This window comes from Brevundimonas sp. AVps5, from assembly GCF_058681515.1.
In genome coordinates, this window is the sequence record NZ_CM178740.1 from 2828236 (window position 1) to 2854937 (window position 26702).

The 26702-nt window shown below is 68.7% G+C and carries 29 protein-coding genes and 1 tRNA gene; 17 read left to right on the plus strand and 13 right to left on the minus strand.

The genetic code is table 11. The features are described 5' to 3' along the window. Positions 1 to 176 precede the first annotated feature (176 nt). Positions 177 to 1277: a phytase gene (locus tag ACW18A_RS14315; protein WP_492022379.1), complete on the plus strand. Its 1101-nt coding sequence runs from the start codon at positions 177 to 179 to the stop codon at positions 1275 to 1277. 31 nt (positions 1278 to 1308) lie between these two features. Further along, positions 1309 to 1734, plus strand: a complete 426-nt coding sequence (locus tag ACW18A_RS14320; RefSeq protein WP_492022380.1) for a hypothetical protein — start codon at positions 1309 to 1311, stop codon at positions 1732 to 1734. Positions 1735 to 1828: 94 nt separating this feature from the next. On the opposite strand, the gene ACW18A_RS14325 is transcribed toward ACW18A_RS14320, so the two are convergent. Then, positions 1829 to 1903 (minus strand) — tRNA-Gly (locus ACW18A_RS14325). A gap of 95 nt (positions 1904 to 1998) precedes the next feature. Continuing rightward, complete coding sequence (locus tag ACW18A_RS14330) at positions 1999 to 2781, minus strand: SDR family oxidoreductase (protein ID WP_492022381.1); 783 nt, start codon at positions 2779 to 2781, stop codon at positions 1999 to 2001. A gap of 57 nt (positions 2782 to 2838) precedes the next feature. Between ACW18A_RS14330 and ACW18A_RS14335 the strand changes: the two genes are divergently transcribed. Continuing rightward, complete coding sequence (locus ACW18A_RS14335; protein ID WP_492022382.1) at positions 2839 to 3243, plus strand: YkvA family protein; 405 nt, start codon at positions 2839 to 2841, stop codon at positions 3241 to 3243. Positions 3244 to 3379: 136 nt separating this feature from the next. Here the strand turns inward: ACW18A_RS14335 and ACW18A_RS14340 are convergent, their stop codons facing one another. Further along, a complete protein-coding gene (locus ACW18A_RS14340) occupies positions 3380 to 4381 on the minus strand; it encodes an NADPH:quinone oxidoreductase family protein (RefSeq protein ID WP_492022383.1) in 1002 nt (333 codons plus the stop codon). Between the two features lie 162 nt (positions 4382 to 4543). On the opposite strand from ACW18A_RS14340, the gene ACW18A_RS14345 reads away from it, so the two are divergent. Together ACW18A_RS14345 and ACW18A_RS14350 are read left to right on the plus strand one after the other, a co-directional pair. After that, positions 4544 to 5440, plus strand: coding sequence for an isoaspartyl peptidase/L-asparaginase family protein (locus tag ACW18A_RS14345; protein ID WP_492022384.1), 897 nt, complete (start codon positions 4544 to 4546; stop codon positions 5438 to 5440). A 117-nt stretch (positions 5441 to 5557) separates the two neighbouring features. Further along, positions 5558 to 8407, plus strand: coding sequence for a M16 family metallopeptidase (locus ACW18A_RS14350; protein ID WP_492022385.1), 2850 nt, complete (start codon positions 5558 to 5560; stop codon positions 8405 to 8407). A 166-nt stretch (positions 8408 to 8573) separates the two neighbouring features. Here ACW18A_RS14350 and ACW18A_RS14355 read toward each other — a convergent pair whose 3' ends face one another. The 4 genes from ACW18A_RS14355 to ACW18A_RS14370 form a co-directional block, all read right to left on the minus strand. Beyond that, positions 8574 to 9104, minus strand: coding sequence for a hypothetical protein (locus ACW18A_RS14355; RefSeq protein ID WP_492022386.1), 531 nt, complete (start codon positions 9102 to 9104; stop codon positions 8574 to 8576). A gap of 87 nt (positions 9105 to 9191) precedes the next feature. Further along, entirely contained in the window at positions 9192 to 9641 is a 450-nt protein-coding gene (locus ACW18A_RS14360) for a hypothetical protein (protein ID WP_492022387.1), read from the minus strand. Positions 9642 to 9736: 95 nt separating this feature from the next. Further along, positions 9737 to 10039 carry a hypothetical protein gene (locus tag ACW18A_RS14365; protein WP_492022388.1) on the minus strand — a complete coding sequence of 101 codons (303 nt, stop codon included), beginning with the start codon at positions 10037 to 10039 and terminating at the stop codon, positions 9737 to 9739. A 110-nt stretch (positions 10040 to 10149) separates the two neighbouring features. Beyond that, the gene (locus tag ACW18A_RS14370) at positions 10150 to 11385 is read right to left on the minus strand and encodes an argininosuccinate synthase (RefSeq protein ID WP_492022389.1); all 1236 of its coding nucleotides are present in this window, start codon (positions 11383 to 11385) and stop codon (positions 10150 to 10152) included. A gap of 133 nt (positions 11386 to 11518) precedes the next feature. Here ACW18A_RS14370 and ACW18A_RS14375 point away from each other — a divergent pair, with 133 nt between their 5' ends. Continuing rightward, a complete protein-coding gene (locus ACW18A_RS14375; protein WP_492024403.1) occupies positions 11519 to 11722 on the plus strand; it encodes a DUF1674 domain-containing protein in 204 nt (67 codons plus the stop codon). A 234-nt stretch (positions 11723 to 11956) separates the two neighbouring features. Then, a complete protein-coding gene (locus tag ACW18A_RS14380; RefSeq protein ID WP_492022390.1) occupies positions 11957 to 12919 on the plus strand; it encodes a hypothetical protein in 963 nt (320 codons plus the stop codon). Here the strand turns inward: ACW18A_RS14380 and pyrF are convergent. Beyond that, positions 12916 to 13635, minus strand: coding sequence for an orotidine-5'-phosphate decarboxylase (gene pyrF / locus ACW18A_RS14385; protein WP_492022391.1), 720 nt, complete (start codon positions 13633 to 13635; stop codon positions 12916 to 12918). The genes ACW18A_RS14380 and pyrF overlap by 4 nt on opposite strands. 86 nt (positions 13636 to 13721) lie before the next feature. On the opposite strand from pyrF, the gene ACW18A_RS14390 reads away from it, so the two are divergent. Both ACW18A_RS14390 and ACW18A_RS14395 read left to right on the plus strand, forming a co-directional pair. Then, on the plus strand, positions 13722 to 14420 hold the full coding sequence (locus tag ACW18A_RS14390; protein ID WP_492022392.1) for a MarC family protein: 699 nt from the start codon (positions 13722 to 13724) through the stop codon (positions 14418 to 14420). 216 nt (positions 14421 to 14636) lie between these two features. After that, the gene (locus ACW18A_RS14395; RefSeq protein WP_492022393.1) at positions 14637 to 14924 is read left to right on the plus strand and encodes a hypothetical protein; all 288 of its coding nucleotides are present in this window, start codon (positions 14637 to 14639) and stop codon (positions 14922 to 14924) included. A 36-nt stretch (positions 14925 to 14960) separates the two neighbouring features. Here the strand turns inward: ACW18A_RS14395 and ACW18A_RS14400 are convergent, their stop codons facing one another. Both ACW18A_RS14400 and ACW18A_RS14405 read right to left on the minus strand, forming a co-directional pair. Beyond that, entirely contained in the window at positions 14961 to 15761 is an 801-nt protein-coding gene (locus ACW18A_RS14400) for an SDR family NAD(P)-dependent oxidoreductase (protein ID WP_492022394.1), read from the minus strand. A gap of 16 nt (positions 15762 to 15777) precedes the next feature. Further along, on the minus strand, positions 15778 to 16272 hold the full coding sequence (locus ACW18A_RS14405) for an Rrf2 family transcriptional regulator (protein ID WP_492022395.1): 495 nt from the start codon (positions 16270 to 16272) through the stop codon (positions 15778 to 15780). Positions 16273 to 16451: 179 nt separating this feature from the next. Between ACW18A_RS14405 and ACW18A_RS14410 the strand changes: the two genes are divergently transcribed. Continuing rightward, entirely contained in the window at positions 16452 to 18410 is a 1959-nt protein-coding gene (locus ACW18A_RS14410; protein ID WP_492022396.1) for a potassium transporter Kup, read from the plus strand. A 47-nt stretch (positions 18411 to 18457) separates the two neighbouring features. Beyond that, positions 18458 to 19798, plus strand: a complete 1341-nt coding sequence (locus tag ACW18A_RS14415) for an RsmB/NOP family class I SAM-dependent RNA methyltransferase (protein ID WP_492022397.1) — start codon at positions 18458 to 18460, stop codon at positions 19796 to 19798. A 216-nt stretch (positions 19799 to 20014) separates the two neighbouring features. Here the strand turns inward: ACW18A_RS14415 and ACW18A_RS14420 are convergent, their stop codons facing one another. The 3 genes from ACW18A_RS14420 to ACW18A_RS14430 all read right to left on the minus strand — a co-directional run bounded on the left by ACW18A_RS14420 (position 20015) and on the right by ACW18A_RS14430 (position 23004). Then, the gene (locus tag ACW18A_RS14420; protein ID WP_492022398.1) at positions 20015 to 21064 is read right to left on the minus strand and encodes a DUF4167 domain-containing protein; all 1050 of its coding nucleotides are present in this window, start codon (positions 21062 to 21064) and stop codon (positions 20015 to 20017) included. A 284-nt stretch (positions 21065 to 21348) separates the two neighbouring features. After that, complete coding sequence (gene prmC / locus ACW18A_RS14425) at positions 21349 to 22233, minus strand: peptide chain release factor N(5)-glutamine methyltransferase (RefSeq protein WP_492022399.1); 885 nt, start codon at positions 22231 to 22233, stop codon at positions 21349 to 21351. Continuing rightward, positions 22234 to 23004, minus strand: coding sequence for an MOSC domain-containing protein (locus ACW18A_RS14430; protein ID WP_492022400.1), 771 nt, complete (start codon positions 23002 to 23004; stop codon positions 22234 to 22236). Positions 23005 to 23088: 84 nt separating this feature from the next. Here ACW18A_RS14430 and ACW18A_RS14435 point away from each other — a divergent pair, with 84 nt between their 5' ends. From ACW18A_RS14435 to ACW18A_RS14460, 6 genes are all read left to right on the plus strand, one after another. Beyond that, positions 23089 to 24330, plus strand: a complete 1242-nt coding sequence (locus tag ACW18A_RS14435) for a YihY/virulence factor BrkB family protein (protein WP_492022401.1) — start codon at positions 23089 to 23091, stop codon at positions 24328 to 24330. Between the two features lie 42 nt (positions 24331 to 24372). Beyond that, a complete protein-coding gene (locus ACW18A_RS14440; protein WP_492022402.1) occupies positions 24373 to 24642 on the plus strand; it encodes a hypothetical protein in 270 nt (89 codons plus the stop codon). A gap of 182 nt (positions 24643 to 24824) precedes the next feature. Further along, positions 24825 to 25037, plus strand: coding sequence for a cold-shock protein (locus ACW18A_RS14445; RefSeq protein WP_298158945.1), 213 nt, complete (start codon positions 24825 to 24827; stop codon positions 25035 to 25037). A gap of 119 nt (positions 25038 to 25156) precedes the next feature. Next, the gene (locus ACW18A_RS14450) at positions 25157 to 25876 is read left to right on the plus strand and encodes a heme ABC transporter permease (RefSeq protein WP_492022403.1); all 720 of its coding nucleotides are present in this window, start codon (positions 25157 to 25159) and stop codon (positions 25874 to 25876) included. Position 25877: 1 nt separating this feature from the next. Then, on the plus strand, positions 25878 to 26072 hold the full coding sequence (gene ccmD, locus ACW18A_RS14455) for a heme exporter protein CcmD (protein ID WP_492022404.1): 195 nt from the start codon (positions 25878 to 25880) through the stop codon (positions 26070 to 26072). After that, positions 26069 to 26668, plus strand: a complete 600-nt coding sequence (locus ACW18A_RS14460) for a DsbE family thiol:disulfide interchange protein (protein WP_492022405.1) — start codon at positions 26069 to 26071, stop codon at positions 26666 to 26668. Before ccmD ends, ACW18A_RS14460 begins: the two co-directional genes overlap by 4 nt. Positions 26669 to 26702 lie beyond the last annotated feature (34 nt).

Here is a 26702-nt window from a genome sequence, read left to right on the forward strand (position 1 = left end):
CGGCAACGCTTGAGCGACACTACTGATTCGATCTGCAGACCCGGATGTGACAATCGATTTCTGTACGGTCGAAATTCTCTGGGCCGCGCCATAATGCCCCGCCATGTCGAGGTTGACCCGCCGCCGGCCGCGTGATTTGCGCCGCTCGCCGCAACATCAGCCAACGGGAATTCCTCATGCGACATTTCGCCCTCTGCACTGCCGCCGTCGCCGCCCTGCTGCTCGCCGGCTGCGCCACCCGTGAGGTCGACTACCAGGGCGAGGGCGAAGGCGTGATCGGCGCGGGCGTCCGGGTCCAGGCGACGCTGGAGACGCCGTCGGTCGGCACCGGCGGGGGCGAGGACGCGGCCGACGATCCGGCCGTCTGGGTCGGAAATCGTCCGGTCGTGGTCATGGGGACACAGACCCCCGGCTTCGTCGCCGGCACCGACAAGAAGGCCGGCCTCTATATCTACGGCTTCGACGGGGCTGTGCTGCAGTTCATGCCCGAGGGCCTGCTGAACAATGTCGACGTGGTCGACGGCCTGACCGTCGCCGGCCGTCCGCAGGTGGTGCTGGGTGCCAGCGACCGGACCCCGGACAGGGAAGGTGTCTCCCTCTATCTGTTCGACCCGGCCGGGACCGGCCAGAACGGCGTCCGGCCCTGGGGCGCCATCCGCACCGACGTGGTCGAGCCCTACGGCTTCTGCTTCGCCCGTCGCGGCACCGAGATCCACGCCATCCTCGTCGGCCACGAAGGCGAGGTCCGCCAGTTCGTCCTGACCGCCGACGCCGCCGGCCGGCCGCTGTCACGCGAGGTCCGTCGCTTCGAGATCGGGTCGATCTCCGAGGGCTGCGCCGCCGACGAGGCGACCAACGCCCTCTATCTGGCCGAGGAGAATGTCGGTGTCTGGCGCTACGGCCTCGACCCGGCCTCGGGCGACGCCCGCACCCTGATCCAGGGCATCGAGACCGACCGACTGGTCGCCGACGCGGAAGGGTTGACCATCCTCGCCGACGGCGCGGCCCGCTATCTGATCGGCTCCAGCCAGGGCGACAGCGCCTTCCTGGTCTGGCGCATCGACGGCGCGGCGCACGAGTTCAAGGGCCGGTTCGTGGTCGAGGACGGGGTCGTGGACGGCGTCACGGGCACGGATGGACTGGCCGCCCTGGGCGGGGCGGTGGGCGGCTTCCCCGAGGGCGTCGTGGTCGTCCAGGACGACGTCAACGACATCGGCACCCAGAACTTCAAGTTCGTCGACTGGCGCGTCATCAAGGCGGCGCTCGGTCTCGATTGATCCTGGAGGCCTCCGGTCGCTAGTCTGCGGAATGACCAACGACCCGCGCCCCGACGATTCGACTGAAGGCCCCGGCGAGGATGGGGGAGGCTTCGACGCCGACGACTGGTCGCGACTGAAGCCCTTCACCGGCCGGGTCGCCACCCTGGACGACGTCCAGGCGCGCCGGGCTGTGTTCGCCCTCGGCGACAGCGAAGACCCGCAGGTCATCGACATGGACCTGCCCCAGCCCGTCATCTGGTGGGACGACGACGGCGAACAGGGGGCGGTCGCGGTGCAGGCCGAGGTTCACGCCGGGGCCTTCGGCGAACCCATGGAGGTCCTGGGTCTGATCCTGCCCGATGGCGATGCCGTGGTGGCCCTGCTCGACGACGTCGACCTGGTCGACGACACCGATCCGCACTGGCGCCGGCTGGTGGACGAGGCGATCGACCCGAACGCGGCGCACGAGGACTGACGCTCAGGCCGCGAGCCACCGCGTCGCGGACGGTAGCGTTCCAGGGGACACAAACAAAAAGGCCCGGTCTCGCGACCGGGCCTCTTGGTTCGACTGGAGCGGGCGAAGAGATTCGAACTCTCGACCCCAACCTTGGCAAGGTTGTGCTCTACCACTGAGCTACGCCCGCACTCCGTAACGGGGCCCGGCTGGGCGATCCGTCTCGTCGAGAGCGGGGCCTATAGCGGACCCGGACGGTCCGTCGCAAGGCCCCTTTTTCGAAAATTACCTCGGAGCCATGCGGATGGCGCCGTCGAGCCGGATGCATTCGCCGTTGATATAGACGTTGCGGGCCAGCTCCAGCACGAGGCTGGCGTAGTCCGACGGCTTGCCCAGACGGCTGGGGAAGGGGATCTGGGCGGCCAGGGCGTCCTGGATCTTCTGGTCCATGCCGGCCATCATCGGGGTCCACATGATGCCGGGCAGGATGGTGTTGCAGCGGATGCCCTCCTGAGCCAGGTCGCGGGCGACCGGCAGGGTCATGGCGTAGACGCCTCCTTTGGAGGCCGCATAGGCCGCCTGGCCGACCTGACCGTCCTGGGCCGCCACGGAAGCCGTGTTGACGATCAGGCCGCGCTCGCCGTCTTCCACGGGCTCCAGGGTCATCATCCCTGCGGCCGATTGGCTCAGGACGCGGAAGCTGCCGAACAGGTTGACGCGGACGGTGCGCTCGAACTGGGCCATGTCGTGGGCCTTGATCTCGCCGGTGTCCCTCTTGCGCGAGACGGTCTTCATGCCCGTGGCGATGCCGGCGCAGTTGACGGTCAGTCGCTCCTGGCCGTGGGCGGCGCGGGCCTTTTCAAAGGCAGCGGCGACCGAGGCGTCGTCGGTGACGTCGACGGAGCAGAAGATGCCGCCGATCTCGGCCGCAATGGCCTCGCCCTTTTCAGCGTTGAGGTCGAACAGGGCGACCTTCGCGCCCGTCGCCGCAATGGCTCGCGCCGTCCCTTCGCCGAGGCCCGAAGCCCCGCCCGTCACCACCGCTGCGATCGACCCGTCGAGTTTCATCGTAATCGTTCCTATGTTCTGATCTGAACTTCTGATTGCCGCGGGGATTTAGCCGCCATGACCGCCAAAGCCAAACCCGCCGCCGGGCCGATCTCCCCGGAGGACGCCATCGATCCTTCGAAGGCGCTGGTCCCGTCTGTCCAGAAGGTCAATGAGGTACGGGTCAAGGCCGGCTTCTGGCCCAAGATCGGCCGGGTCGCCGCCCGCATCCCGTTCGCGAACCAGGCCGTGTCCGTCTACTACGCCGCCAGGGACCCCGAGACGCCGATGGCGGCCAAGGGGATCATGCTGGGGGCGCTGGCCTATTTCGTCATGCCCATAGACGCCATCCCGGACGTACTGGCCGGGATCGGCTTCACCGACGACGCGGCGGTGATTACGGCGGTGATCGCGACCCTCGGGGCGAATGTGCGCAAACGCCACCGCGAGGCGGCCGAGAAAGCCCTCGACAAGCTGCGCTGATCCTCCCCCACCGGGGGAGGGGGACCGCATCTTCGCGGTGGAGGGGGCCGGCTCCGGACACCCTGTGTGCGGGTAGCCCCCTCCGTCACGTCGCGAAGCCGCGCCGCGCCACCTCCCCCCTTTGGGGGGAGGATTTCTAGCTTTCGACGGTCACCACAACCTTGCCCATGACGGTGCGGTCCGACAGGGCCTGGATGGCCTCGTGGGCGCGTTCCAGCGGGAAGGTGCGGCTGACGCGCGGCTTGATCTTGCCCTCGGCCCAGAATTTCATCAGGTCGGCGACATTGGCCTTGTGACCCTCTGGATCGCGCGCGGCACCCGCCCCCCAGAAGACCCCAACCACCGACACCGACTTCAGCAGGGTCAGGTTCAGCGGGAAGGAGGGGATGCCCGCCGGGAAGCCGACCACCAGATAGCGGCCGTTCCAGTCCATCGACCGCAGGGCCGGCTCGGCATAGTCGCCGCCGACGCCGTCATAGACCACGTCCGGACCGTCGCGGCCCGAGGCCAGCTTGAACTCGCCTGAAAGCTCCTTCTGGGCCGCCTTGTCCATCGGACCCGACGGATAGATCAGGCCGTTGTCAGCCCCCAGTTCCAACGCGAACTGGACCTTGTCGTTGGTCGAGGCGGCGGCCGTGACCTGGGCACCCATGGCCTTGCCCAGTTCGACGGCGGCAGCGCCGACCCCGCCCGCAGCGCCCAGCACCAGCAGACGTTCGCCGGCCTTCAGCTGGGCCCGGTCCTTCAGGGCGTAGTAGGAGGTGCCGTAGGTCATGATCAGGGCGGCGCCCTCCTCGAACGACATGGCGTCGGGCATCTTGATCAGGGTCTCGGCGCGGACGGCCAGCCGCTCGACCATGCCGCCCCAGCCGGGCATGGCGATCACGCGGTCGCCCTTGAAGACGCCCTTGACCCCCTCGCCCACGGCCTCGACCACGCCGGAGACCTCGCCGCCCGGCGAGAAGGGGCGCTGCGGCTTGAACTGGTATTTGTCCTCGATGATCAGGGTGTCGGGGAAGTTCACCCCCACGGCCTTGACCTCGATGATGACCTCCCCCGCCTTCGGGGTCGGATCCAGAACCTCTTCGACGACGAGGCTGTCGGGGCCGCCGACGGTCTTGGACAGGACTGCGCGCATTATCTGGGTCTCGCTTCGCTCGGGCGGCCCATCGCGCGATCGCGCGAATTGAGGCCGCCCTGTCAGGGTGAACTTGGCAGCGCCCCCGTGGCGCGCGCCTGCCAACGACGCTAGTGAGACGCCGGCCCGAATGAAAGAGGCTGAACGGTTTCAGGAAACCCCATGACCAGACCCGCCCTCATCCTCCACGGCGGCGCCGGCGCGCGTCGCAGCCGCGACTACACCGCCGAGATCGGCCATATGCGCGAGGTGGTCGAGGCCATGCGGGTGCGACTCGAGGCCGGAGCCTCGGCCCTCGACGTGGCGGTTGAGACGACGGTTCGGCTGGAAGACTCCGGCCTCTATGTCGCCGGACGCGGGGCCTCGCCGAACCTGGCGGGCGAATACGAGCTGGACGCCAGCCTGATGGACGGTCCGAGCCGCCGCGCGGGCGCTGTCGCCGCCTTCCAGGGCTATCGCAACCCGATCCGGGCGGCCCGCGCCGTGATGGAACACAGTCCGCATGTGCTGCTGGCCGGGTCGGGCGCAGCCCGGTTCGCGGGCGAACACGGTCTGGAGCGGATCGACGACCCCGAGGCCTGGTTCACCCGCGCCGGCCAGGGCGAGGACAACCATCCGCCGGGCCAGGGTCCGGGTGTGGGACCGGCGCTGAGCCACGGCACGGTCGGCTGCTGCGTGCTGGATACGCAGGGTCGTCTGGCGGCCGCGACCTCGACCGGCGGCGTGTTCGGCAAGCTGCCGGGACGGGTCGGCGACACACCGATCCCCGCGGCCGGCGTCTGGGCCACGGACCGGGTCGCGGTCTCCTGCACGGGCCAGGGCGAATATTTCATCCGCACGGCCGCCGCCGCCCAGATGCACTGGCGGGTCGAGGCGGGCGCCTCGATCACCGAAGCCGGACAGGCGGTCATCGCCGGCATCGGCGCGATGGGCGGCGACGGCGGCCTGATCGCGCTCGACGCGGCGGGCCATCGCGCCGACCCCTTCAACAGCCAGGGCATGAAGCGCGCCTGGCTGACCCCGGACGGCGAGATCGGCGTCGAGGTGTTCGGGAGGTAGTCCAGCGTTTTCCCCTCCGCCTGGGGGAGGGAGGAGCCTCCTCCCTACATTACAGCCCCGTAACTTACGCCGGCCGCCCGGCCTGATACGGTCCCGGCCACAACCGGGAGCCCGTTCATGAAGTCTCGTCTGAAGTCGGCCGTCGCCGCCCTCGCCATCGTCACCGCCCTCGGGGCCGTCTCGCCCGTGATGGCGCAAGACGCGACCGGTGCGCCGCCCGCCGGCATCGAGGTGCCGCCGCTGGGCTTCGTCAAGCGGACCCTGCCGAACGGCATGGACGTCTACACCTCGCGCGACACGACGACGTCGAACGTCACGGTCCAGGTCTGGTATCGCGTCGGCGGCAAGGACGATCCGGAAGGTCGCTCGGGTTTCGCCCACCTGTTCGAACACCTGATGTTCAAGGCGACCAAGGACTTCCCGGACGAGACCTTCGACCGCCTGACCGAGGACGTGGGCGGCAACAACAACGCCTTCACCAGTGACGACGTCACCGCCTACCACGAGACCATCCCCGCCAATCATCTCGAGCGCCTGATCTTCGCCGAGGCGAGCCGCCTGTCCTCGCTGGTCGTCGACGAGAGCGTGTTCGAGAGCGAGCGCGACGTGGTCAAGGAGGAGTACCGCCAGGGCGTCCTGGCGCAGCCTTACGGCCGTCTGTTCAGCCTTTTCATGCCGGCGACCCTCTATCAACAAAGCCCTTACCGTCGCGGCGTGATCGGGTCGCTTGAGAACCTGGACGCCGCCACCATCGAGGACGTGCGCAGGTTCCACGCCACCTACTACCGGCCCGACAACGCCATCCTGATCGTGGCGGGGAATTTCGACCAGGCCGAACTGGACGGCTGGATCAGCGAATACATGGCGCCGATCACCAATCCGGACCGTCCCCTGCCCGGGAACAACGTCGTGGAGCCCGAGCCGACCGGCCCGCGCGAGGCGACCTTCCATGCGCCGAACGTGCCGCTTCCTGCCGTCGTCCTGGCCTGGCCGACGGTCGCCTATCGCGACGCCGATCGCATTCCCCTGACCGTCCTGGACGGCATCCTGTCGACTGGCGAGAGCTCGCGGATGTACCGCTCGCTGGTCTATGAGCAGCAGATCGCGGCCCAGGCCTCGTCCGGCCCCGACTTCGCCCAGCAGGCCGGCTATATGTCGGCCTACGCCATCATGGCCGACGGCGAGACGCCAGAGACCGGGATCGCCGCCATCCGGGCCGAGATCGCAAGGTTCCGTGACACGCCGGTGACCGGGGCCGAACTGACCGAGGCCAAGAACGAACTGGTGGCCGACGCCCTGCGCGGCCGCGAGACCATAGAAGACCGGGCCAGCGCACTCGGCTGGGCCCTGATCAACACCAATGACGCGTCGGTCGCCGACCGCGAGATCGCACAGATCCAGGCCGTCACCGCCGCCGACATCCAGCGGGTGGCCCGGCGCTATCTGACCGATCAGCGCGCCCTGACGATCCGCTATCTGAACGCCGACGACGCCAATCCGGTGACGGAACAGACGACGGCGTTCACCGCCCCGGTCACCGTCGCCGACCTCGCCCCCGTGGGCCAGGTCTTCACCCTGCTGCCCGAGGCGGAGCGCGCCGCCCTGCCCGCCACCACCGAGCCGGTCGCCCCGACCACGCCGCCGGTCGCCGACTTCCGTCTTGACAACGGCCTGCGCGTGCTGGTCGTTGAGAAGGACGGCCTGCCGCTGGTGTCCGCCCGCCTGAATTTCGACGCCGGTTCGGGCGACGAGGCTCCGGGCAAGGCCGGGGTCGCCGCCATGACCGCCGCCCTGCTGACGCAAGGCACAGCCACCCGCAGCGCGCCCGAGATCGCCACCGAGATCGAACAGCTGGGGGCCACCATCGGCGCCGGTTCGGGTCCCGATTTCTCCAACGTCTACGCCAACGCCCCGGCCAACGTCTTCCCGCAGACGGTCGCCCTGATGGCCGATCTGGTACGCAATCCCGCCTTCGCGCAGGAGGAGCTGGATCGCCAGCGCGACCAGACCCTGGACAACCTGCGCGTCGCCCTGGCCACGCCGGGACCGGTCGCCTCACAGGCCGCCGCCCGCGTGATCTACGGCGACGCCGCCTATGGTGCCCCGGGGTCAGGCACCCTGACCAGCATCCCCGCCATCACCCGCGAGGACGTGGCTGCCTTCCACCAGAGCCGCTATCGCCCGTCGGAGGCGACCCTGGTCTTCTCCGGTGCTATCTCCGAGGCCGATGCGCGCGCCCTGGCGCAAACGGCCTTCGGGAACTGGCGCGATGCAAACGGCCCCGCCGGAGCCCCCGTTGCCCCGATCGGCCAACCCCTGCCGCCCCGGATCGTCGTCATCGACCAGCCGGGTGCCGGTCAGGCGGCGGTCACCGTCGCCCTGCGCGGCGTGTCGCGGACCGATGCCGACTATTTCCCGCTGACCCTGGGCAACACCCTTCTGGGCGGCAGCTTCACCTCGCGCCTGAACCAGGAGATCCGCATCAAGCGCGGCCTCAGCTACGGCACACGCTCGTCGCTGGGCGTGCGCCGCGAGGACGGCCTGTTCACCGCCAGCGCCCAGACCCGCAACGATGCGGCGGTCGAGGTCTCCGACCTGATCCTGGCCGAGATCACCCGCCTTTCGACCACCCGGCCGACGGCATCGGAACTGACGACCCGCCAGGCCATCCTGACCGGTGCCTTCGGAGCCTCTCTGGAAACCGTGGACGGTCTGGGCGGTCTTGTCGCCAGCCTCGCGCTCTACGACCTGCCGATGAGCGAACTGGCGGCCTATGTCGGGAAGGTCGAGGCCATCGACGGGGCGGCGGTCCAGTCAGCCTTCGCCGAACACCTGCCGGTCGACCGGGCCAGCCTGGTCATCGTCGGCGACGCGGCGCAGTTCATCGACGCCCTGCGCGCCAGACACCCGAACGTCGAGGTCATCCCGATCACGGCACTGAACCTCGACAACGCGGCGCTGCGGTAGGGCGTCGAAGTCTCCTCCCTGTTCGCCTCCTGGCGAATGGGGAGGTGGCGGCGAGCCCTTGCGAGCTGACGGAGGGGCTCTGGAGGCGGCAAGAACCCCTCCGCCTCCTTCGCTCCGCTACGGATCCATCTCCCCATCGCTACGCGACAGGGAGGAGACGCGGCTGTCAGTCCTCGTTCGCTTCGTCAACGGCCTCGGCGTCTTCGGCCACCACGACCTCCGTAGCCTGGTCCAGAGCGTACTGGGCGATCAGGCCGTAGGTGACAATCTGTTCCGGATCGTTCGCCGCCCAGGCGCCGTTCGTGACCAAACCCTGGGCGAGAACCGGTGCGGTGCGCAGGGCGTCCTGCACCTCGGGGTCGTTCAGCGCGTCGGCGACCAGGGCCTCGACATCGATATTGGCCAGGGCTTCCCGTGCGATCTGGCCTGCGTGGCGGCTGACCTCGGCGGTGAAGGCCGCGACCTCGGGCTGGTATTCGGCCCAGATCGCCGCGATCCGGGCCTCCCGCTGGGTTTCGCTCAGGTTTTCGTCTTCGGAAATCGCCTCGGCGCGTTCACCGAACGCCTCCATCCGCGCCTCGAAAGCTTCGGCAGCGGCTTCGATGGCGGCTTCCGATGCCGTCTGGGGCTCATCAGCGAGCGCTGCGGACAGCGGCAGGACAGCCAGGGCGGCGGCGAGCGAGAGGGCGCGGATCATGGCGGAGCGTTCCTTGAGTTCGCACCCAAGTTCGGTCCGACGGCCCACAGGCTCAAGTGAAATCGCGGTAAGGCGCCGGCGGCGGCCTCAGGACCCGGCGGGCGGCGGCAAGGCCGCGGCCTGTTCCAGGGCCGCCCGGACATCCTGTGGGATACCCCGGATCCGGGGCAGGGCCGCAACGATGCCGGCCTTCATCTCGGACTTCTGCGGCTCCGGAACGAGATCAGCCTGACCGTTGGCAAAGGTTTCGAGGGCCACGGCGAAGGCGTCGGCGTCCGCCTGATAACGCGCCTCGATCGCGTCCAGTTCAGAGTCCCGTCGCGCCGGATCGCCCGCCGTATCGGTGATCGCAGCGCTGATTTCCACCTCCATCGCCTCCATTCGGGTGCCGAACGCCTGGGCCAGCGCTTCGAACTGCGTCTCAGGGGACGACGGCGGCGCTTCCTGGGTCGGCGAGTATGCAGGGGCAGGCGCGGCCAGAGCCGAACCTGAGGCGATGCTCGACAGGGCGGCAGCGAAGATCAAGGCGCGGATCATGAAACTCTCCTGTTGGTTCGGCCAATCCGGCCCTCGAAACTGCGGTTGGCTCAGGTTCGGCCGGCGGAATCCGGGACGAAGGGCCGCAGACCGCCCTACTTGGGGCCCGGCCGGGTCCGTGCGCCCTGGGGCAGGGCGTTCTGCTGGTACCTGGCGACGATGGCCGTAATGGCGGCCCGGGACCTAGCCTGGTCTCCGGCGGCCTCGAGGATGGCCTGGACGATTTCCTGGTTCATCCGCTGGCGCGTCTCCCGGTCCGTAACGGCCGGGGCGAGCGCGGGAATGTCGACCCACTCCAACGCTGACGGGATGACCGCCGGAAGGTCGTTCTGCGCCAGCGAAGGCGTGGCGACGGACAGAATGGCAGCGGCGACCGCCAGCAGAACGAACTTGCGCATGAGACCCTCCCTGAAAGGCCCGCGGACGATGTCGCCGAACCGTTCGTGGCGCAAGACCGTGTTCGCTGAATCGGCCGACGAGGCGCCTTTCGTCAGAAGCGTCTCCGGGTTCAGGAGCGTCGATCCCGTTTCGCCAGCACCCGCAGACGCAGGGCGTTCAGCTTGATGAAGCCGGCGGCATCGTTGTGGTCATAGGCCTGAACGCCTTCCTCGAAGGTCACCAGATCCTGATCGTACAGGCTGTTGGCGCTCTCTCGGCCGATCACGGCGACGTTGCCCTTATAGAGCTTGACCCGGACCATGCCCGAGACCTTCTGTTGCGACAGGTCGATGGCGGCCTGCAGCATCTCGCGCTCGGGCGAGAACCAGAAGCCGTTGTAGATCAGCTCGGCGTATTTCGGCATCAGCTGGTCCTTCAGGTGCATGGCGCCGCCGTCCAGGGTGATCGATTCGATGCCCCGGTGGGCGGCGATCAGGATCGTGCCGCCGGGCGTCTCGTAGACCCCGCGCGACTTCATGCCGACGTAGCGGTTCTCGACCAGGTCGAGGCGGCCGATGCCGTTGTCGTGTCCGAGCTCATTGAGCTTCGTCAGGATCGTGGCCGGCGACATGGCGACGCCGTCGATGGAGACGGCGTCGCCTTTTTCGAAGCCGACGGTGATGATGGTCGCCTTGTCGGGCGCGTCCTCGGGCGCGATCGTGCGCTGATGGACGAACTCGGGGGCCTCGACGGCCGGATCCTCGAGCACCTTGCCCTCCGACGAGGAGTGCAGAAGGTTGGCGTCAACCGAGAACGGGGCCTCGCCGCGCTTGTCTTTGGCGATCGGGATCTGGTTCTTCTCGGCGAAGTCCAGCAGGGCTTCGCGGCTCCGGTATTCCCACTCGCGCCAGGGGGCGATCACGCGGATGTCGGGCTCCAGCGCATAGTAGCCGAGCTCGAAGCGGACCTGGTCGTTTCCCTTGCCGGTGGCACCGTGACAGACGGCGTCGGCACCGACCATGCGGGCGATCTCGATCTGGCGTTTGGCGATCAGCGGGCGGGCGATCGAGGTGCCGAGCAGATAGTCGCCCTCATACTGGGCGTTGGCGCGGAACATCGGGAAGACGAAGTCGCGCACGAACTCCTCGCGCAGGTCGTCGATGAAGATGTTCTCGGGCTTGATCCCCATCTTCAGGGCCTTCTCGCGCGCCGGTGCCAGTTCCTCGCCCTGACCCAGGTCAGCGGTGAAGGTCACGACCTCGGCACCGTATTCCGTCTGCAGCCACTTGAGGATGATCGATGTGTCCAGGCCGCCGGAATAGGCCAGGACGACCTTCTTGACGGGCTTGTCGGACGCTTTGGCCATGGCGGGATCTTTCGCAGAACGGCGGGAGAGGATTTGGCCGCGCATAAACGGCCTGACGCCCCGCTATGCAAGGGCGAGACTGTGGCGGGCTCCGAACTGGCGCGAGGCGTCGGCGGTGATTATCTGTCCCGGCATGACCGATGCGCCCGAAACCCCGCCCGAAGCCCCGTCCGAACGGGTGCTCAGCGAGCCCGCCAAACGCGCCCTGGCCGAAGCTGCCGAACGGCGTGCGAAGGCAGAGGCGCTGGAACTGGCGATCGAGCATGGCGGACCGACAGGGCCCGAGCCGACCCGCTATGGAGATTGGGAAAAGAAGGGAATCGCGGTCGATTTCTGACGAAGGGAGGGAGGTCGAACGGGATCGAGACTGTTCCTGCGGTATCGGCCCCCATCTGTACGATCGCTGACTGGCTTGCCTTGCCCTCGGCCGACAAGCGGCCCAGGGGCGCCTCCACGCCAGAAAAGCGATATTTAACCACGTCTTGAACGGATTGCTCCCGCCCTTGGAGCATCCGGAACCCTTCCACGCGAGAAGGCCTAGGGTGACCCCGAACGTCGCGGAGTCCGTCCTGTGAAAACCCTTCTCTCGATCCTGACCGCCCTGCTCCTGCTGGGCGTCTCGCCCGCCCTGGCGAGCGAAAACGGCGGCGGCGGGAGCCAGCACGGCGGCGGCCACGGTGGTGGCAGCGGATGCGGCGGCGGATGCGGCGGCGGCGGTCATCCCGGAAGCGGCGGCGGCCACTACGGCGGCAACATCAATGTGAACGTCAACGCGAACGCGAATGCCAACGCCGGTGCCTATGCAGGCGCGGGTGCCTATATCAACGCCCGCGGCTATGACGTCGGCGCGATCCGGGGCGGCGGCGGCTACGGCGGCTCGGTCATCCACGGCAGCGGCGGCGTCGACATGGGCGGTTACGGCTATGGCACCGGATATCCGATCGTCGTTCGCGGGCCGGGCTACGGTCCCAGCCGGCCGTTCGGCTATGTCGCCCAGGGCTTCGGCCGTCGCTATGTGACCACTGACCGCTGCTGCGGTCTGCGTCCGGCGCCCTGCTACGACAACTGCCGCGGCGGCCATCCGCCCGCACCGCCTCCGCCGCCGCCCCCGTCCTGCGACTGCCAGGGCGACCACGGTTCCCATCAGACCCACTCCGGCGGCCGGGGTGGTTCATCCTACAGCAGCTACGAGAGCTACAGCGAAAGCCGCTCGGGCGGATACGCCGGCGGCTATCAGGGTGGCGACCGCTATTCCGACCGGCGCGACGACGGCCCGCGTTACGCGCCCATCCCCTATCACGCCTCGCCGCTGGAACCGGTCGCCTACGATCAGGGCGGCTACGGCCAGAACCCTGCGCCGCCGCAGGTCCAGTACAGCCAGCCGGCCTATACGGAGCCCGCCTACGTCGAGCCGCAGGTCTATCAACCGGCTCCCGTCTATATCCAGGCACCGCAAGGCTACCAAGGCGACCTGCCTCCGGGCGACACCGGCGAGGGTTATCCCTATCGCCAGGAGCCGGGCGAGCGCGGCTAGCGGACCCCGTCCATTTCCGCGGCGATCAGAGCCGCAGCCATCACCGGGTCTTCGGCCGCGATGACCGGCCGCGCCACCACCAGATGGGTCGCCCCGGCCTGCAGGGCGGCGGCGGGCGTCGCGACCCGCCGCTGGTCGCCCCGGTCGCCGCCGGCCGGACGCACGCCGGGCGTGACGATCAGGAAGTCTGGACGGCCCGCCTCGACGGCGATTTCCCGGACGCGTGACGCCTCCAGCGGGCTCGAGACCACCCCGTCGACGCCGCAATCCAGCGCCTGGCGCACCCGCGCCTCGACGAGGTCGGCGGCCTTCGCCGAATAGCCGATTTCCCTGAGATCCTCGTCCGACAGGCTGGTCATGACGGTGACGGCCAGGATCTTCGTCGCATGGCCGCCGCGTCCCTTGACTGCCGCCCGCATCACCTGCGGCTCGGCGTGGACGGTCAGAAGATCACAGCCGCCCTCGGCGACCGAGCGGGCCGCGCCCTCGACCTGGGCCCCGATGTCATGCAGCTTCCAGTCCTGGAACACCGTCTTGCCCATGGCGCGCAGCTCGTGGGCGAAGGCGACGCCGCCAGGGCGGGCCAGCAGCGTCAGTCCGACCTTGTAGCTCTCGACCCCGTTCCCGATCCGCTGCACCAGCGCGCGGGCCGCCTCGATCGACGGCAGATCAAGCCCGACGATCAGGCGCGGGTCGGACAGGAGAGGCGAGGTCATCGACGGGCTCCGCGTGACCGGCTAGACCCGACGCACGGGGTGCGTCGGCGAACCGGCGTTTGACGATGTAGGTTAAGGGACAGGCAATGGACGCGCTCGATCTGGGGGTCAACCTGTTCGTCACCCTGTTCGCCCTGCTCGACCCCATCGGCAATATCCCGATCTTCGCGGCGGCCACGGCGGGGGCGAGCCTCAGGCAGCGGATTTCGGTCTCGGCCCTGATCTGCCTGTTCGCCGCGGTCTTCCTCGCCTTCTTCTTCTTCACCGGCCTGGGTCTGCTGCAGTTCTTCGGCATCTCGCTGGCGGCCTTCCGCATCGCGGGCGGGGTGCTGCTTCTCTTGCTGGGTCTGGATATGGCCCGCGAGGACTTCCTCGCCACCTTCGCCGACAAGGATGCGGCCCTCGATCTGAAGGATGTTCGCGGCTATGCGCGGCGACGGTTCCAGCGGCTGGTCGTGCCCTTCGCCATCCCCCTGATGATCGGTCCCGGCGCCATCTCGGCCATCATCATCCAGGCCGGAGAGGCCGAGAAAATCGGCGCGGCGGGCACGGTCGCCTCGCTGATCGCCATTGCGGCGGCGGCCCTGGTGTCCTTCGTCAGCTTCGCCCTGACCGGTCCGATCAGCCGCATCCTCGGCGAGGTCGGTCTGTCCATCATCGTGCGGGTTCTGGGCCTGATCCTGTGCGCCCTGGCGATCCAGTTCATCCTCATGGGTCTGGGCGAGGCCCTGCCCGGCATGTTCGCGGGGTCGGTGACGACGCCCTATCCGAGCGGGGGGCACTGAGGGTCAGGCGAGGTCGTCAGGGCGCAGCACAGTGTCGGCCCGGATCGACAGCGGCAGGTCGCCTGCCGTCTCCAGACCTTCGGCGAGGGTGCGGGGTTCCGTTCACTCGCCGTCGTTCTCAAGCGCAACGGATCAGCCTGGCCCTGTAACCCCCGGCTTCGTCGCGTCGTAGTCTGCTCAGGGGATCGATCCCCGGCTTTCATCTCAGGGGTTCCGATGTCTATCCGTTCCGTCTTCACCTGCACCGCCGTCGCCGCAGTGGCGCTTCTGGCCGCCGCCTGCCAGCCTGCCGCCGAGACCAGGACCGAGGCTACGGCCGAAGGTGCGATGGCTCCGGCTGCGGACGCCGCCATGGCTCCCGCCGCCGACGGCGCAATGGCCCCGGCAGCCGACGGGATGGCCCCCGCCAGCGATGGCGCGATGGCTCCTGCTGCGGACGGTGCGATGGCGCCCGCCGCTGACAAGATGGCTCCGGCCGCCGACAAGATGGCCCCGGCCCACTGATCGACCTGCGGGCGGTTGATCGGGCGTTGGCAGAGCCTAGATCCGCTTCAGCCGCCTCGCATGGCCGGCGACCATCTTCAGCGCCACGCTGTCGGGCAGCAGCTTGCCCATCGCCGCGAAGACGTTGTTCATCACGCCCGGCGTGACCCGCGGCCGGTCCGCCTCGCAGGCCTTATGTCCAACCCGCGCCACATGGTCGGCCGTCTGCCACAGCCACCGCGGATAGGCGGACGACACCTGTTCGCGCGAGCCGTTGACGTCGTGGAACTCGGTCAATGTGTAGCCGGGGCACAGGGCGGTGACGTGGACGCCGGTCCCGCGCGTCTCGAGCCACAGACCCTGGGACGCTTTGATCAGGAAGCTCTTGATCGGGCCGTACAGGGTGTCTCCGCCCGTCGCGGGCATCTGACCGGCGAGCGAGGCGACATTGATGATCCGCCCGAACCCGCGCTCGACCATGCCCGGGAGCAAGAGGCGCGACAGGGCGACGGGTGCCGACAGCATGACCTGGACCATCGCCCTGTGTTCATCGGGATCGGTGGCGAGGAAGCCCGTGGTGCGCGAGAAGCCGGCGTTGTTGATCAGCCCGTCGACGATCAGGCGGCGCGCCGCGATGGCCTCGACCAGCCGGGCAGGGGCCTCAGGATCGGCCAGGTCGGCGGTGATCACAGTCGCGGCGACGCCATATGTGGTGACGATTTCGTCGGCCAGGGCGGTCAGGGCCGTTTCGCGGCGTGCCGTCAGGATCAGATCCCAGCCCTTCTCGGCATAGACCCGGGCCAGCGCCGCCCCGATACCGGCCGAGGCACCGGTGATCAGGATGGTGCGGCGGTTCATATCAACTCCGGATGGATCAGGCGGCGACAGCGCCGGCGGCGCGGATGGCCCCGGGGCAGGCCGGGTGCGGCTCGAGCCCGTCCAGGGCGGTCGACGTCTCGGCCAGCAGGTCGGCGATGGTGATCTTGCTCAGTGCTTCTGATGCCGCCTGATCGGCCAGGGTCAGGACCTTGGCCACCTGCCGGGGAATATGCTCGCCGATCGGGCATCCCTTGGCCCCCAGAGGCGGCGAGCCGAGATGGGCGCAACCGTTCACGGCCTTGAGCACCTCGTCGAGACGGATGTCCTGCGGCTGGCGCAGCAGCCAGGATCCACCGGAGGCGCCGGGACGGGTCGCGATCAGTCCGGCCCTGGACAGCAGGGCGGTCACCCGGCGGATGACCACGGGGTTGGTCGGCACCGAGGCCGCCAGAATGGCGCTGGGGCAGGCTCGGCCGGCGTCATACGCGCCCTTGTGGGCCAGATAGGCCAGGGCGTGGGCGGCGACGGGAAAGCGTTGACTGTCTGACATTTTCGTCCGGTTCCAGCCGTCAAGGTAGGCACCCGGGACGCGATTCACAAATCCCGATCGATTGCCCGCCGAACACGGTGCAACTGAAACCGTTTCCATGCGATTGAACCCGCCGCGGAATGAGCCTACAGGCCCTCCGCTTTGATGGGCCCGCCGACCGCGGCACCCGGAGGATACTCATGGCAGGGGACGCATCCCCCGGCGACGGCGCTCCCCCCGCCTCGCCCGATCTAACCAACGCCGCATCCAACGGCCATGCCGCGCCTCACGGGCCGGGCAAGGCCGGGTTATGGGTGCTGACCCTCGGCGCGATCGGCGTCGTGTTCGGCGATATCGGCACCAGCCCGCTCTACGCCCTGCGCGAGGCGATCGCCCACGCCCAGTCGGGCGTCGGCGGCGAATTGGCGGTCATAGGCGTCGTCTCCCTGGCCTTCTGGGCCCTCATGATCGTGGTGACGTTCAAATACGTCATCTTCCTGATGCGGGCGGACAACAAGGGCGAGGGCGGGACCCTGGCCCTGATGGCGCTGGCCACTCATGCGATCGGCCGCCGGTCGGCGTGGATCTTCATTCTCGGCGTCTGCGGCGCGGCGCTGTTCTACGGCGACGCCATCATCACGCCGGCGATGTCGGTGCTGTCAGCCGTCGAGGGCGTCAAGGACGCCCCGGGCGTAGGCACGCGGCTCGATGCCTTCATCGTTCCCGTCGCCGCAGCCATCCTGATCGTTTTGTTCCTGGTTCAGTCGCGCGGCACGGCCAGTCTGTCGAAATATTTCGGCCCGCTGACGGCCCTGTGGTTCCTGTCGCTGGGAGCGCTCGGCCTGTTCCACATCTTCGACGACATCTCGGTGTTGCGGGCCCTGTCGCCCCACTACGGCGTCATGCTGCTGCTCAACGACGGCTTCCTGGGCTTCATCATCCTGGGCAGTGTCTTCCTGGCGGTGACGGGGGCCGAAGCGCTCTACGCCGACATGGGACATTTCGGAAAGGCACCGATTCGCATGGGCTGGCTGGGCTTCGTCCTGCCGTGTCTGACGCTGAACTACCTCGGTCAGGGTGCCCTGATCCTCGACAACCCTGCAGCGGCCGGGAACCCCTTCTGGTCGATGGTGCCCGAGTTCGCTTACTGGCCCATGGTCGCGCTGGCCACGATCGCCACAGTCATCGCCTCCCAGGCCGTGATCACCGGTGCCTTCTCGGTGACCCAGCAAGCCGTCCAGCTGGGCCTGTTGCCCCGCATCGACATCCGTTTCACGTCCGAAACCCAGGCCGGCCAGATCTTCGTCCCCGCCGTGAACACCTTCCTGATGCTCGGCGTCCTCACCCTGCTGTTCGTGTTCCAGAGTTCGCACAATCTGACCGCCGCCTATGGCGTGGCCGTCACCGGGATCATGCTGATCAACACCCTGATGAGCTATTCGGTCATCACCAAGAAGTGGAAATGGCCGCTGTGGGCCACGCTGGGCGCTCTCATTCCATTCGGCTTCATCGACAGCGTGTTCCTGACCTCCAACCTGCTGAAGATCCCCGACGGGGCCTGGCTGCCGCTGGTGCTGGGCGCAGTCCTGGTCCTGATCATGTGGACCTGGACGCGAGGGTCCCAGATCCTGGCGGCCAAGGCCAAGAAGGACAGCCTGCCCCTGAGCGACCTGATCGAGATGCTGCGCGCCCGACCGCCGCACCGCTCGCCCGGCACGGCCATCTTCCTGACCTCCGACCCCGACGTCGCGCCCGTCGCCCTGATGCACAATCTCAAGCACAACAAGGTGTTGCACGAGAAGAACATCATCCTGACCGTCCGCACCACCGACCGGCCGCGCGTGCATGAGAGCGAGCGTGTGCTGATCGAGCCGATCAACGACGACTTCAAGAAGATCACCCTCAGCTACGGCTTCATGGAGAGCCCTGTGGTGCCCCGCGCCCTGAGCCAGTGCCGCAAGCAGGGGGTGAAGTTCGACATCATGTCGACCAGCTTCTTCCTCGGTCGCCGCTCAGTCGTGCCGTCGGCGTCACAAGGGATGCCCCTGTGGCAGGACAAGCTGTACATCTTCCTGATGCGCAACGCGGCCAACCCGACCGACTTCTTCCACATCCCGCCCGGACGTGTGGTCGAACTCGGGACGCAGGTCTCGGTTTGAGCGGGGGAACGCCCAAGGGCAAGAACTCCGGTGCCCGTGGCCGCCGCATGGCCGACAAGGCCCGCGGCCCGCGTCGGGAACCCATGGTCCGCACGGCCGAGCCGGACGGCGCAGCCGATATCGGGGTCGAGGCGCGCATTGCTGCAGGCGTCCTGCTGAACGCCGCGCTCGAGCGCCGGAACGGGCTGGACGAGGCCATGGCCCTGCCCGAACTGAAATCCCTGCCCGGCCCGGACCGCGCCTTTGCCCGCGCCGTGGCGATGGCCGCCTTGCGCCGTCTCGGCGAAATCGACGCCATCCTGAACCGCCGCCTGCAGAAGTCGCCGCCCGAGGCCGTCCGCACCATCCTGCGCGTGTCCCTGGCCCAGACCCTCGTGCTGGAGACGCCCGCCTTCGCCGCCGTCTCCACGGCCGTGAAACTCGCCGAGCGCGACGCCAAAACGCGTCCCTACAAGGCGTTGGTGAATGCGGTTCTGCGGGGCATCGAGCGCGAGGGACCCGGCATGACGACGGCGGAGTCGAACCTCCCCGACTGGATCGCCGCGCGCTGGAAACAGACCTATGGCGCGGCGGCCCTGGCCGCCATCGCCCTGGCCGCCCGCGACGAGCCGCCGACCGACCTCAGTCTCAAGCCCGGCGAGGATGCCCAGGCCCTGGCCGATGCCATCGAGGGCACGGTCCTGCCCGGCGGGACCGTCCGCTCGGGCGTGCGCGGGGACGTCGCGACCTGGTCCGGCTACGAGACCGGCGGATGGTGGGTGCAGGATGCGGCCGCGGCCGTCCCCGCGCGCCTGCTGGCTCCGAGGGCCGGCGAGACGGCGCTCGACATGTGTGCCGCGCCCGGCGGCAAGACCCTTCAACTCGCCGCGACCGGTGCGACCGTCGTCGCCCTGGACCGTTCGGAACCCCGCCTGCGTCGCCTTCGCCAGAACCTGGAGCGGACGGGCCTCAAGGCCGAGATCGTCGTCACGCCCGGCGAGGAGTGGCAGGACGCGCGCACCTTCGACGCCGTGCTGCTGGATGCGCCCTGCACAGCCACCGGGACGCTCCGGCGCAACCCCGAAGTCCTGCGCGCCACCAAGCCGGCCGAGGTCGCCAAACTGGCCGACGTCCAGCACCGGCTGCTCGACGCGGCCGCTGAACGCGTCGCGCCCGGAGGTCGTCTGGTCTACTGCGTCTGCTCGCTGGAGCGGGAAGAGGGCGAGACCCAGGTCATCGCCTTCCTGCGCCGCAATCCGGGCTTCAGGACCACGCCCGCCGATCCGGCCGCCATCGGCGCGCCGGCCGAGGCCCTGACGCCCGAGGGCTGGCTGCGAATCCTGCCGTCGATGTGGGCTGAAACCGGAAGCCTCGACGGCTTCTTCGTCGCACGGCTCGATCGGGTTTAAGCCCTGGAGCCTGATCCGTTGAGGAGGGGTCGCTCCGCGATTCCGCCGATGCGGTGACTCAGGCTCCAGATATGAGCGAGAGCATGATTCACGCCTTCGCCAGAACCGCGTAGCGGTTCTGTCTCAAGCGATCATGCTCTGGCCCCGGTTGTCCGGGGCGCGACCGGGCACCCGGCCGGAGCCGTTGTCAGCCGAAGATCGTCTTCGGCCGGCAGACTATTCGCCGTCGGCGGAGGTCTCGGCCTTCTTGCGCGGGGCGCGGCGCTTGGGTGCCGGGGTTTCGCCGTCGTCCGACGGGGCCGAGGCCGGGGCGGCCGAGCGGGTCAGGAAGCCGGGCAGGGCCTGGGCCATGTCGACCGGGGCCTCGGCGCGCGGCGTGCGGGTCCGGCGCGCGGGGCGTTCCTCCTGCGCGGGCGCGGCCTCGACCGGAGCGGCCTCTGAGGGCGGGACATAGGTCACAGGTGCGGTGGAGGCGATGAAGTCGCCGCCCTCTCTGACGTTTTCCGGGCGGCCGCTGTCTGAACGGCCCTCGAACCGGCCCTCGGCCTCTTCATAGGTGCGGGTGTCGGGCGTCCCGCCTTCGGCCTCGTAGCGGCGATTGCGTTCCTCGCGGCGACGCTCCCAGCGTTCGCGACGGGTCTCGCGACGGCCGCCCTCGCCCTGACCTTCGCCGTCGGCGCGGGGCTGCCCGCTGTCCTGATTGTCGCGAGGCTGGTTGTCGCGCGGAGGACGCGGGGTCCATTCGCGGTCACGGTTTTGCCCGTCGCGGTTCTGGTTCTCGTCACGCGGCGGGCGCGGGGTCCATTCGCGCGGCTCCCGTGGCTGCTGGGCCCCCTGGGCCGCCTCGGCGTCGCGGGCGTCGCTCTGCTGCTGGATGCGGTCAGCGGCCTGTTGCGCGGCGAGGAAGGCGGCGGCCTGGGCCCCGGTCTCGTCCTCGAAATCGATGTCATAGCCCTGGTTCGACAGTTCGCGCGCGGCGATCTCGGACACCGGGCGCTGCGGCTGCAGGGCGCGCAGGACGCGGAAATAGTGTTCGGCGTGCTGGAGATAGTTCTCGGCCAGCACCCGGTCGCCCGACGAGCCGGCGTCGCGCGCCAGCTGCTGATAGCGCTCGTAGACGGTCTGGGCGTTGCCGCGGACCTTGATGTTCTCGGGCCCTTGCGAGTCCCATGAACGATTGGGGTTCGCCGCATTCGCGTTGCCGCCGCCACCACCGGGTTTCCGGTTGCGGCCGCGCTGGCGCTTCATGCCCTTGAAATCTCGCATCGAGGCTTACCGTGCTGGTTTGGCGTGTCCCTGCGCGACGATGGCGAGGGTGTCAGGCCGGTTGTCTGTGGTTCCGGTTCGCTTGGGGGCCAATCCCCGGCGGCGATGTTATCGGAAGGACCTTTGTCGCCCGTCGTGGTCCGCTAGCGGTGAACACCGCCGACCTTCACGCGCGTCCCGGCCGAGCGTCGCTGGACCTGAAGCGGTTCAACGAGATGCGGAAGGGAGGGAGACAACCAAGGACTTAGCGCGCGCCGGGACGGTTTCCAAGGGGTTTGTTCGGATCAACTCTGGCGGATCGGCGTCGTCCTTGGATCCGGACCATTGGTGACCACACGGTGCCGGTCGCCGAGGTCCTTGACCACCTTTACGCCCTCCAGCCCGGCCGCCTCGAACAGGGCCTTGACCGCCTCGCCCTGGTCCCAGCCGATCTCGACGGCGAAGGTCCCGCCGCGCTTGAGGATGCGGGCGATCTCGGGGGCGAGGTCGCGGTAGGCCTGCAGGCCATCGGGACCGCCGTCCAGGGCCAGGATCGGATCATGCTCCCGCACCTCGGGATCCAGACCGGGAATGTCGTCGGACGGGATATAGGGCGGATTGGACACCACCAGATCGAAGCTGTGGTCGCCGAAGCCCGCCGCCCATTCGGTCCTCAGAAAGGTGGCACGGTTGTCGAGGCCGAGGTTGGCGGCGTTCTCCTTCGCCACCGCCAGGGCTTCGGACGAGATGTCGGTGCCGACGCCATGCGCGCCAGGCCGGTCGCCCAGCACGGCCAGAAGAATGGCGCCCGAACCCGTCCCGAGATCGATGACGCTGAAGGCCTGGGCCGGCTCGAACGCCAGCATGGCGATGTCGAGGATGGTCTCGGTGTCCGGGCGGGGGCTGAGCACGTCGGGGGTGACGTTCAGCATGATCTTCCAGAACCCCTTGCGGCCCAGGATCCGCGACACCGGCTCGCGCCTCAGGCGGCGTTCGACATAGCCGGCCAGGGTCGCCGACTGGTCCGGCGTCAGCGGCCGGTGCGGGTCGGTCAGGATCTCCAGCCGGCTGGCACCGGTCGCGGCCTCGAGCAGCAGGCGGGCGTCAATGGCCGGGCTGTCGATACGGGCGGCCTTCAGCTCGCCTTGGGCGGCCTTCCAGGCGGCGACGAGGGTGGGGGTATCGGTCATTCAGCAAAGCTCCGCGCGGTCGCCGACGGTCAGCGTCCCGCCGGTTCCGACCGAAAGATACAGGCCACACCAGCGGTGGCCGTAAAGGTCATGAAGGGCGGAAACCACATCGATGTCCCGCGTTCCCGTTTCCGGGTCCACATGGGTGGCGACGCAGCGAACGATCGGCTTGATCACTGTCAGCCTCGCTCCGCCCAGCGTCAGGTCGCGCCCGACCCAGTCGTTCTCGGCCCAGGCGGGCCAGCCCTCGACCCAGACATTGGCGCGGAACCGCAAGGGGTCGATCGTGACGCCCAGCCGCCCGGACAGGTCGCGCACGCTGGCCAGATTCAGCACCGAAACCGCCCCCGCGGGATCATCCATGAACCGGTGTCCGCCGCCGCCCAGCAGGCGCAACGGCGCGGTCGCCTCCTCGCCGAGGAAGTCGGTGAGCCAGTCCTCCAGCCGGCGGTCGTCCCCGGGGTCGCCGAGGTTCACCGACAGATCGGGCGCGCCCTCGCTCGACACATGCAGCGTATCGGTCGTCTCGTCCCACCGGGTGCGGACCCGCGCGATCTGCGGCAGTCGCGCCAGCACGGTGAACCGCATCTTGGAAATATGGGCCGGAGCCTGCGGATCGAAGCCCGACGGCCCGATCTCGACGGCGCGCAACCGGTCGCCGGGAAAGGCCAGTCCGGCCGTCAGCATCGCCCGCTCCAGCGGCTCGGGCGTGAAACCCTTGACCGGATGGCGGTACAGGGCGGCAATGGATGCGGAAAAAGTCTCGGCCACGGCCGGTCAGTGCCCCAGCGCGCGAATTCAGGCAAGGTGAAGCTCAGCCGGAACACGGCTCGCCGCTGGACCGTTGACCCACCGATGCCCTTCCCCGCTCCGATCCGGTCTTCCCCGCGCCGCAGCTTGATTTCCGGCCCCTGGGCCTTTGTCGGCGCGGCCCTCGGAGGGCTGGCGGCCGGGGCCGGCGCGGCGCACCTGATCTACACCCAGGGTCACAGATACGGCCTGGAACTGAGGCCGGAGCGGCCCGGGCCGACACCGCCCAAACCCCCGACGCCGGAGGAGTATGAGGCGCGCGAGCCCGGCCGGGGCCGGATGGCCGAACGCCCCTCCCAGATCCCTCACAAGGGCTGGGTCGATATCGCCTGGCGAGTCGGCGGGTCCTATTTCGGGGACCGGGTCGGCTTTGTCTCGGGCGGAGTGACCTTCTTCATCCTGCTGTCCCTGTTCCCGGCCCTGGCGGCCTTCGTGACCATCTACGGCCTGTTCGCCGACGCGAATGACGCCGCCGGGCGGATCGCCTTCCTCTATTCAGTGCTGCCGTCGAACGTGGCCCGGTTCATCAATGCGGAGCTGACGCGGCTGGCGGCCGGCTCGACCGGCCAGCTGACCTTCACCCTGGTCTGGACCCTGGCCCTGTCGCTGTGGACGGCCAACAACGGCATCAAGACCTTGTTTTATGGTCTGAATGTCGCCTACCACGAAGTCGAGCGACGCAACATCCTGCGCTACAACCTGCTGGGTTTCGCCTTTACCCTGACAGGGTTGGCGGCGATGCTCATGACCGCGGCCCTGGTGGTCGGCGTGCCGATCGTGCTGGGCGTCTTCGGCCTCGCCGACGACTGGGCCCGGCTCGCCCCCCTTCGCTGGCCCCTGCTGTTCATCGGCTATGCCGGGGCGCTGACCGTCATCTACCGGTTCGGCCCGTGCCGGCAGCGTGCGCGCTGGCGCTGGCTGACGCCCGGAGCCCTGTTCGCGGCGACCCTCAGCGTGATCGTGTCCTTCATCTTCAGCTGGTACCTGACGAACTTCGTTCGGCTCGACTCCTACGGCCCGCTGGCGACCGCCATGGGCTTCCTCCTGTGGACCTGGATTTCCGTTCAGGTGATCCTCATGGGCGCCGAGGTGAACGCGGAAATCGAGCACCAGACCGCCGTCGACACCACCACGGGCTCGCCGGCGGCCATCGGCGACCGTGGCGCGGTCATGGCCGACAACATCGGTGCGCGTCGCGGCAGCCATGCCGCCCTGACCTTCACCCTGAAGCACGCCGAGGCCCTGGCCGACCGGCTCTCGCGCCGTCGCAATCGTCCGCGGGCCTGAGCGGAGTCGCAAAACCGCACGGCGGAGCCTATCTCTCTGTCTATGAGCAACAACTTTCGTCTCACGACCCTCGAGCGCGCCTACGAACTCGCCCGCAGCGGGGAGTGCCGCACCGTGGGCGACATCAAGACCCGGCTGCAGCAGGAAGGCCACGAACGCGTCCAGGATCGCCTTTACGGCGGTTCCCTGACGTCCGCACTGCGCAAGCTCTGCGTCGCCCACTACATCGCGCCGGAAGGCGAGGAAGGCGCACCCGCCCCGGCCGGGTCCGGGCAGGGGGGCGAAGACGAGGACGAACCGGTCCCGGCCTGAATCGGGGCGACTCAAGACTCAGGTTGTGCACAGGGCGTTTTCGGTCCATATGAGGCTCGTCGATCTCTCTGCGTAACGCCCTCTCTCTTTGCGAACGCACCGAGTTTCTGGCCGATCCCATTCAGACCCGACAGGCTTCAGGCGCTCTTGCCTGATGCAAACTGCTAACGGAGGTCCTTAAAATGGCTACCGGCACTGTCAAATGGTACAACTCCACTAAAGGCTACGGCTTCATCGAGCCCTCGGACGGCGGCAAGGACGTGTTCGTTCACGTTTCGGCCGTTGAAGGCGCAGGCATGAACGGCCTGAACGAAGGCCAGAAGGTCTCGTACGAAGTCGAACGCGACCGTCGCACCGGCAAGGAATCTGCCGGCCAGCTGAAGGCCGCTGAATAGTCCTTCACGGATTTTTCAAGTGACTGACGGGGTCGGGGCGAAAGCCCTGGCCCCGTTTTCGTTGGGGCGACGACGCGTGCGCTTGCTCCAACCCGCCGTGCCGCGTAATCGCGCGGACGATGTTCGGCCTCGCCAATCCCGCCCGTTTCATGAGTTTCACCCGACCGCTGACGCCGGTGCTGTGGGCGATCGCGGCCGTGCTGCTGGCTGTCGGGACCTGGCTCAGCTTCACGGCACCCGGCGACTATCAGCAGGGCGACACGGTGCGGATCATGTTCGTGCATGTGCCGGCCTCGACCCTGGGCCTGTCGGCCTATGCGGCACTCGGCGTTTCAAGCTTCTTCGCCCTCGTCTTCCGCCATCCGCTGGCCGACGCTGCCGCCCGCGCCGCCGCCCTGCCCGGCGCGGCCTTCACGGCCCTGGCCCTGATCACCGGCTCCCTGTGGGGCCAGCCGATGTGGGGGACCTGGTGGGTCTGGGACGCGCGCCTGACCAGCGTGCTGGTCCTGTTCCTCTTCTATCTCGGCTATATGGCGCTCAGGGCCTCCATCGACGATGAGCAGAAGGCCGCGCGGGCCGCCGCCGTCCTGGGCCTCGTCGGCCTGATCAACCTGCCGATCGTGAAGTTCTCGGTCGACTGGTGGAACACCCTGCACCAGCCGGCCTCCCTGCTGCGCGCCGGCGGATCGAGCCTCGATCCCGTCTTCCTTGCCCCGCTGCTGACCATGATGGCGGCCTACGGCACCCTGTTTCTGGCCGTCTGGCTGACCTCGATCCGCACCGAGATCACCCGCCGCCGGGTCCAGACCCTGCGCGCGCGACTGGCGCTGGAGGCCTGAGATGCTCGATTTCGACATGAGCCCCTATGCGGCCTTCGTCTGGCCCGCCTGGGGCGTGAGCGCCCTTGTGCTCGGCACCGTCGTCATCCGCGCCGTCGCGGCGTCACGCCAGTGGAAGGCCGAGCTGAAGCGGCTCGAGGACAACGGCGAAGCCGGGCCCCAGGTCGCGCAAGACGCGGCAGGCCAGCAAAAATGAGCCGGTGGCTGACAATCATTCCTCTGGTGGTGCTCGTCGCGCTCGCGGCCCTGTTCATCGGCTGGTCGCTGAAGCGGGATCCCCAGTTCAAACCGGACGCCCTGGTCGGCCAGATCGCGCCCGAGACCGTCCTGCCCATCCTTCAGGACGGCGTCGCCGGACCCCGGAACGTCGACATCCGCACTGCCGGCGTCGGCAGGCCGATGATCGTCAATGTCTTCGCCAGCTGGTGCGCGCCGTGCCGTCTCGAGCACCCGCAACTGCTGGCCCTGAAGGCCCAGGGGATCGCGGTCGTCGGCGTCGCCTACAAGGACGAGCCCGAGGCGACCCAGGCCTTCCTCGACGAACTGGGCGATCCCTTCGCCATGGTCCTGGTCGACCGCGAGGGTCGCGCCGGTCTCGACCTCGGCGTCTCCGGCGTCCCCGAGAGCTTCGCCGTCGACGCCATGGGCCGGATCGTCGCCAAGTCCTCCGGCCCCCTGCTCACCGATGAGGACGTCGAGCGCCTGACCTCGGCCCTGGACGCGCCGCTGCGCCCCCTGCCGACCGCCACCACGCTGGAAGACGCCCGGGCCCGCCGCGACGCCGCGAACTGACGGGCTCAGGCAGCGAGACGCCGCGCGTGGAGCG

Coding starts and splice junctions, on each gene's coding strand:
- ACW18A_RS14315 (WP_492022379.1), top strand. CDS start 177: ATGCGACATTTCGCCCTCTGCACTGCCGCCGTCGCCGCCCTGCTGCTC.
- ACW18A_RS14320 (WP_492022380.1), top strand. CDS start 1,309: ATGACCAACGACCCGCGCCCCGACGATTCGACTGAAGGCCCCGGCGAG.
- ACW18A_RS14330 (WP_492022381.1), bottom strand. CDS start 2,781: ATGAAACTCGACGGGTCGATCGCAGCGGTGGTGACGGGCGGGGCTTCG.
- ACW18A_RS14335 (WP_492022382.1), top strand. CDS start 2,839: ATGACCGCCAAAGCCAAACCCGCCGCCGGGCCGATCTCCCCGGAGGAC.
- ACW18A_RS14340 (WP_492022383.1), bottom strand. CDS start 4,381: ATGCGCGCAGTCCTGTCCAAGACCGTCGGCGGCCCCGACAGCCTCGTC.
- ACW18A_RS14345 (WP_492022384.1), top strand. CDS start 4,544: ATGACCAGACCCGCCCTCATCCTCCACGGCGGCGCCGGCGCGCGTCGC.
- ACW18A_RS14350 (WP_492022385.1), top strand. CDS start 5,558: ATGAAGTCTCGTCTGAAGTCGGCCGTCGCCGCCCTCGCCATCGTCACC.
- ACW18A_RS14355 (WP_492022386.1), bottom strand. CDS start 9,104: ATGATCCGCGCCCTCTCGCTCGCCGCCGCCCTGGCTGTCCTGCCGCTG.
- ACW18A_RS14360 (WP_492022387.1), bottom strand. CDS start 9,641: ATGATCCGCGCCTTGATCTTCGCTGCCGCCCTGTCGAGCATCGCCTCA.
- ACW18A_RS14365 (WP_492022388.1), bottom strand. CDS start 10,039: ATGCGCAAGTTCGTTCTGCTGGCGGTCGCCGCTGCCATTCTGTCCGTC.
- ACW18A_RS14370 (WP_492022389.1), bottom strand. CDS start 11,385: ATGGCCAAAGCGTCCGACAAGCCCGTCAAGAAGGTCGTCCTGGCCTAT.
- ACW18A_RS14375 (WP_492024403.1), top strand. CDS start 11,519: ATGACCGATGCGCCCGAAACCCCGCCCGAAGCCCCGTCCGAACGGGTG.
- pyrF (WP_492022391.1), bottom strand. CDS start 13,635: ATGACCTCGCCTCTCCTGTCCGACCCGCGCCTGATCGTCGGGCTTGAT.
- ACW18A_RS14390 (WP_492022392.1), top strand. CDS start 13,722: ATGGACGCGCTCGATCTGGGGGTCAACCTGTTCGTCACCCTGTTCGCC.
- ACW18A_RS14395 (WP_492022393.1), top strand. CDS start 14,637: ATGTCTATCCGTTCCGTCTTCACCTGCACCGCCGTCGCCGCAGTGGCG.
- ACW18A_RS14400 (WP_492022394.1), bottom strand. CDS start 15,761: ATGAACCGCCGCACCATCCTGATCACCGGTGCCTCGGCCGGTATCGGG.
- ACW18A_RS14405 (WP_492022395.1), bottom strand. CDS start 16,272: ATGTCAGACAGTCAACGCTTTCCCGTCGCCGCCCACGCCCTGGCCTAT.
- ACW18A_RS14410 (WP_492022396.1), top strand. CDS start 16,452: ATGGCAGGGGACGCATCCCCCGGCGACGGCGCTCCCCCCGCCTCGCCC.
- ACW18A_RS14415 (WP_492022397.1), top strand. CDS start 18,458: ATGGCCGACAAGGCCCGCGGCCCGCGTCGGGAACCCATGGTCCGCACG.
- ACW18A_RS14420 (WP_492022398.1), bottom strand. CDS start 21,064: ATGCGAGATTTCAAGGGCATGAAGCGCCAGCGCGGCCGCAACCGGAAA.
- prmC (WP_492022399.1), bottom strand. CDS start 22,233: ATGACCGATACCCCCACCCTCGTCGCCGCCTGGAAGGCCGCCCAAGGC.
- ACW18A_RS14435 (WP_492022401.1), top strand. CDS start 23,089: ATGCCCTTCCCCGCTCCGATCCGGTCTTCCCCGCGCCGCAGCTTGATT.
- ACW18A_RS14440 (WP_492022402.1), top strand. CDS start 24,373: ATGAGCAACAACTTTCGTCTCACGACCCTCGAGCGCGCCTACGAACTC.
- ACW18A_RS14445 (WP_298158945.1), top strand. CDS start 24,825: ATGGCTACCGGCACTGTCAAATGGTACAACTCCACTAAAGGCTACGGC.
- ACW18A_RS14450 (WP_492022403.1), top strand. CDS start 25,157: ATGTTCGGCCTCGCCAATCCCGCCCGTTTCATGAGTTTCACCCGACCG.
- ccmD (WP_492022404.1), top strand. CDS start 25,878: ATGCTCGATTTCGACATGAGCCCCTATGCGGCCTTCGTCTGGCCCGCC.
- ACW18A_RS14460 (WP_492022405.1), top strand. CDS start 26,069: ATGAGCCGGTGGCTGACAATCATTCCTCTGGTGGTGCTCGTCGCGCTC.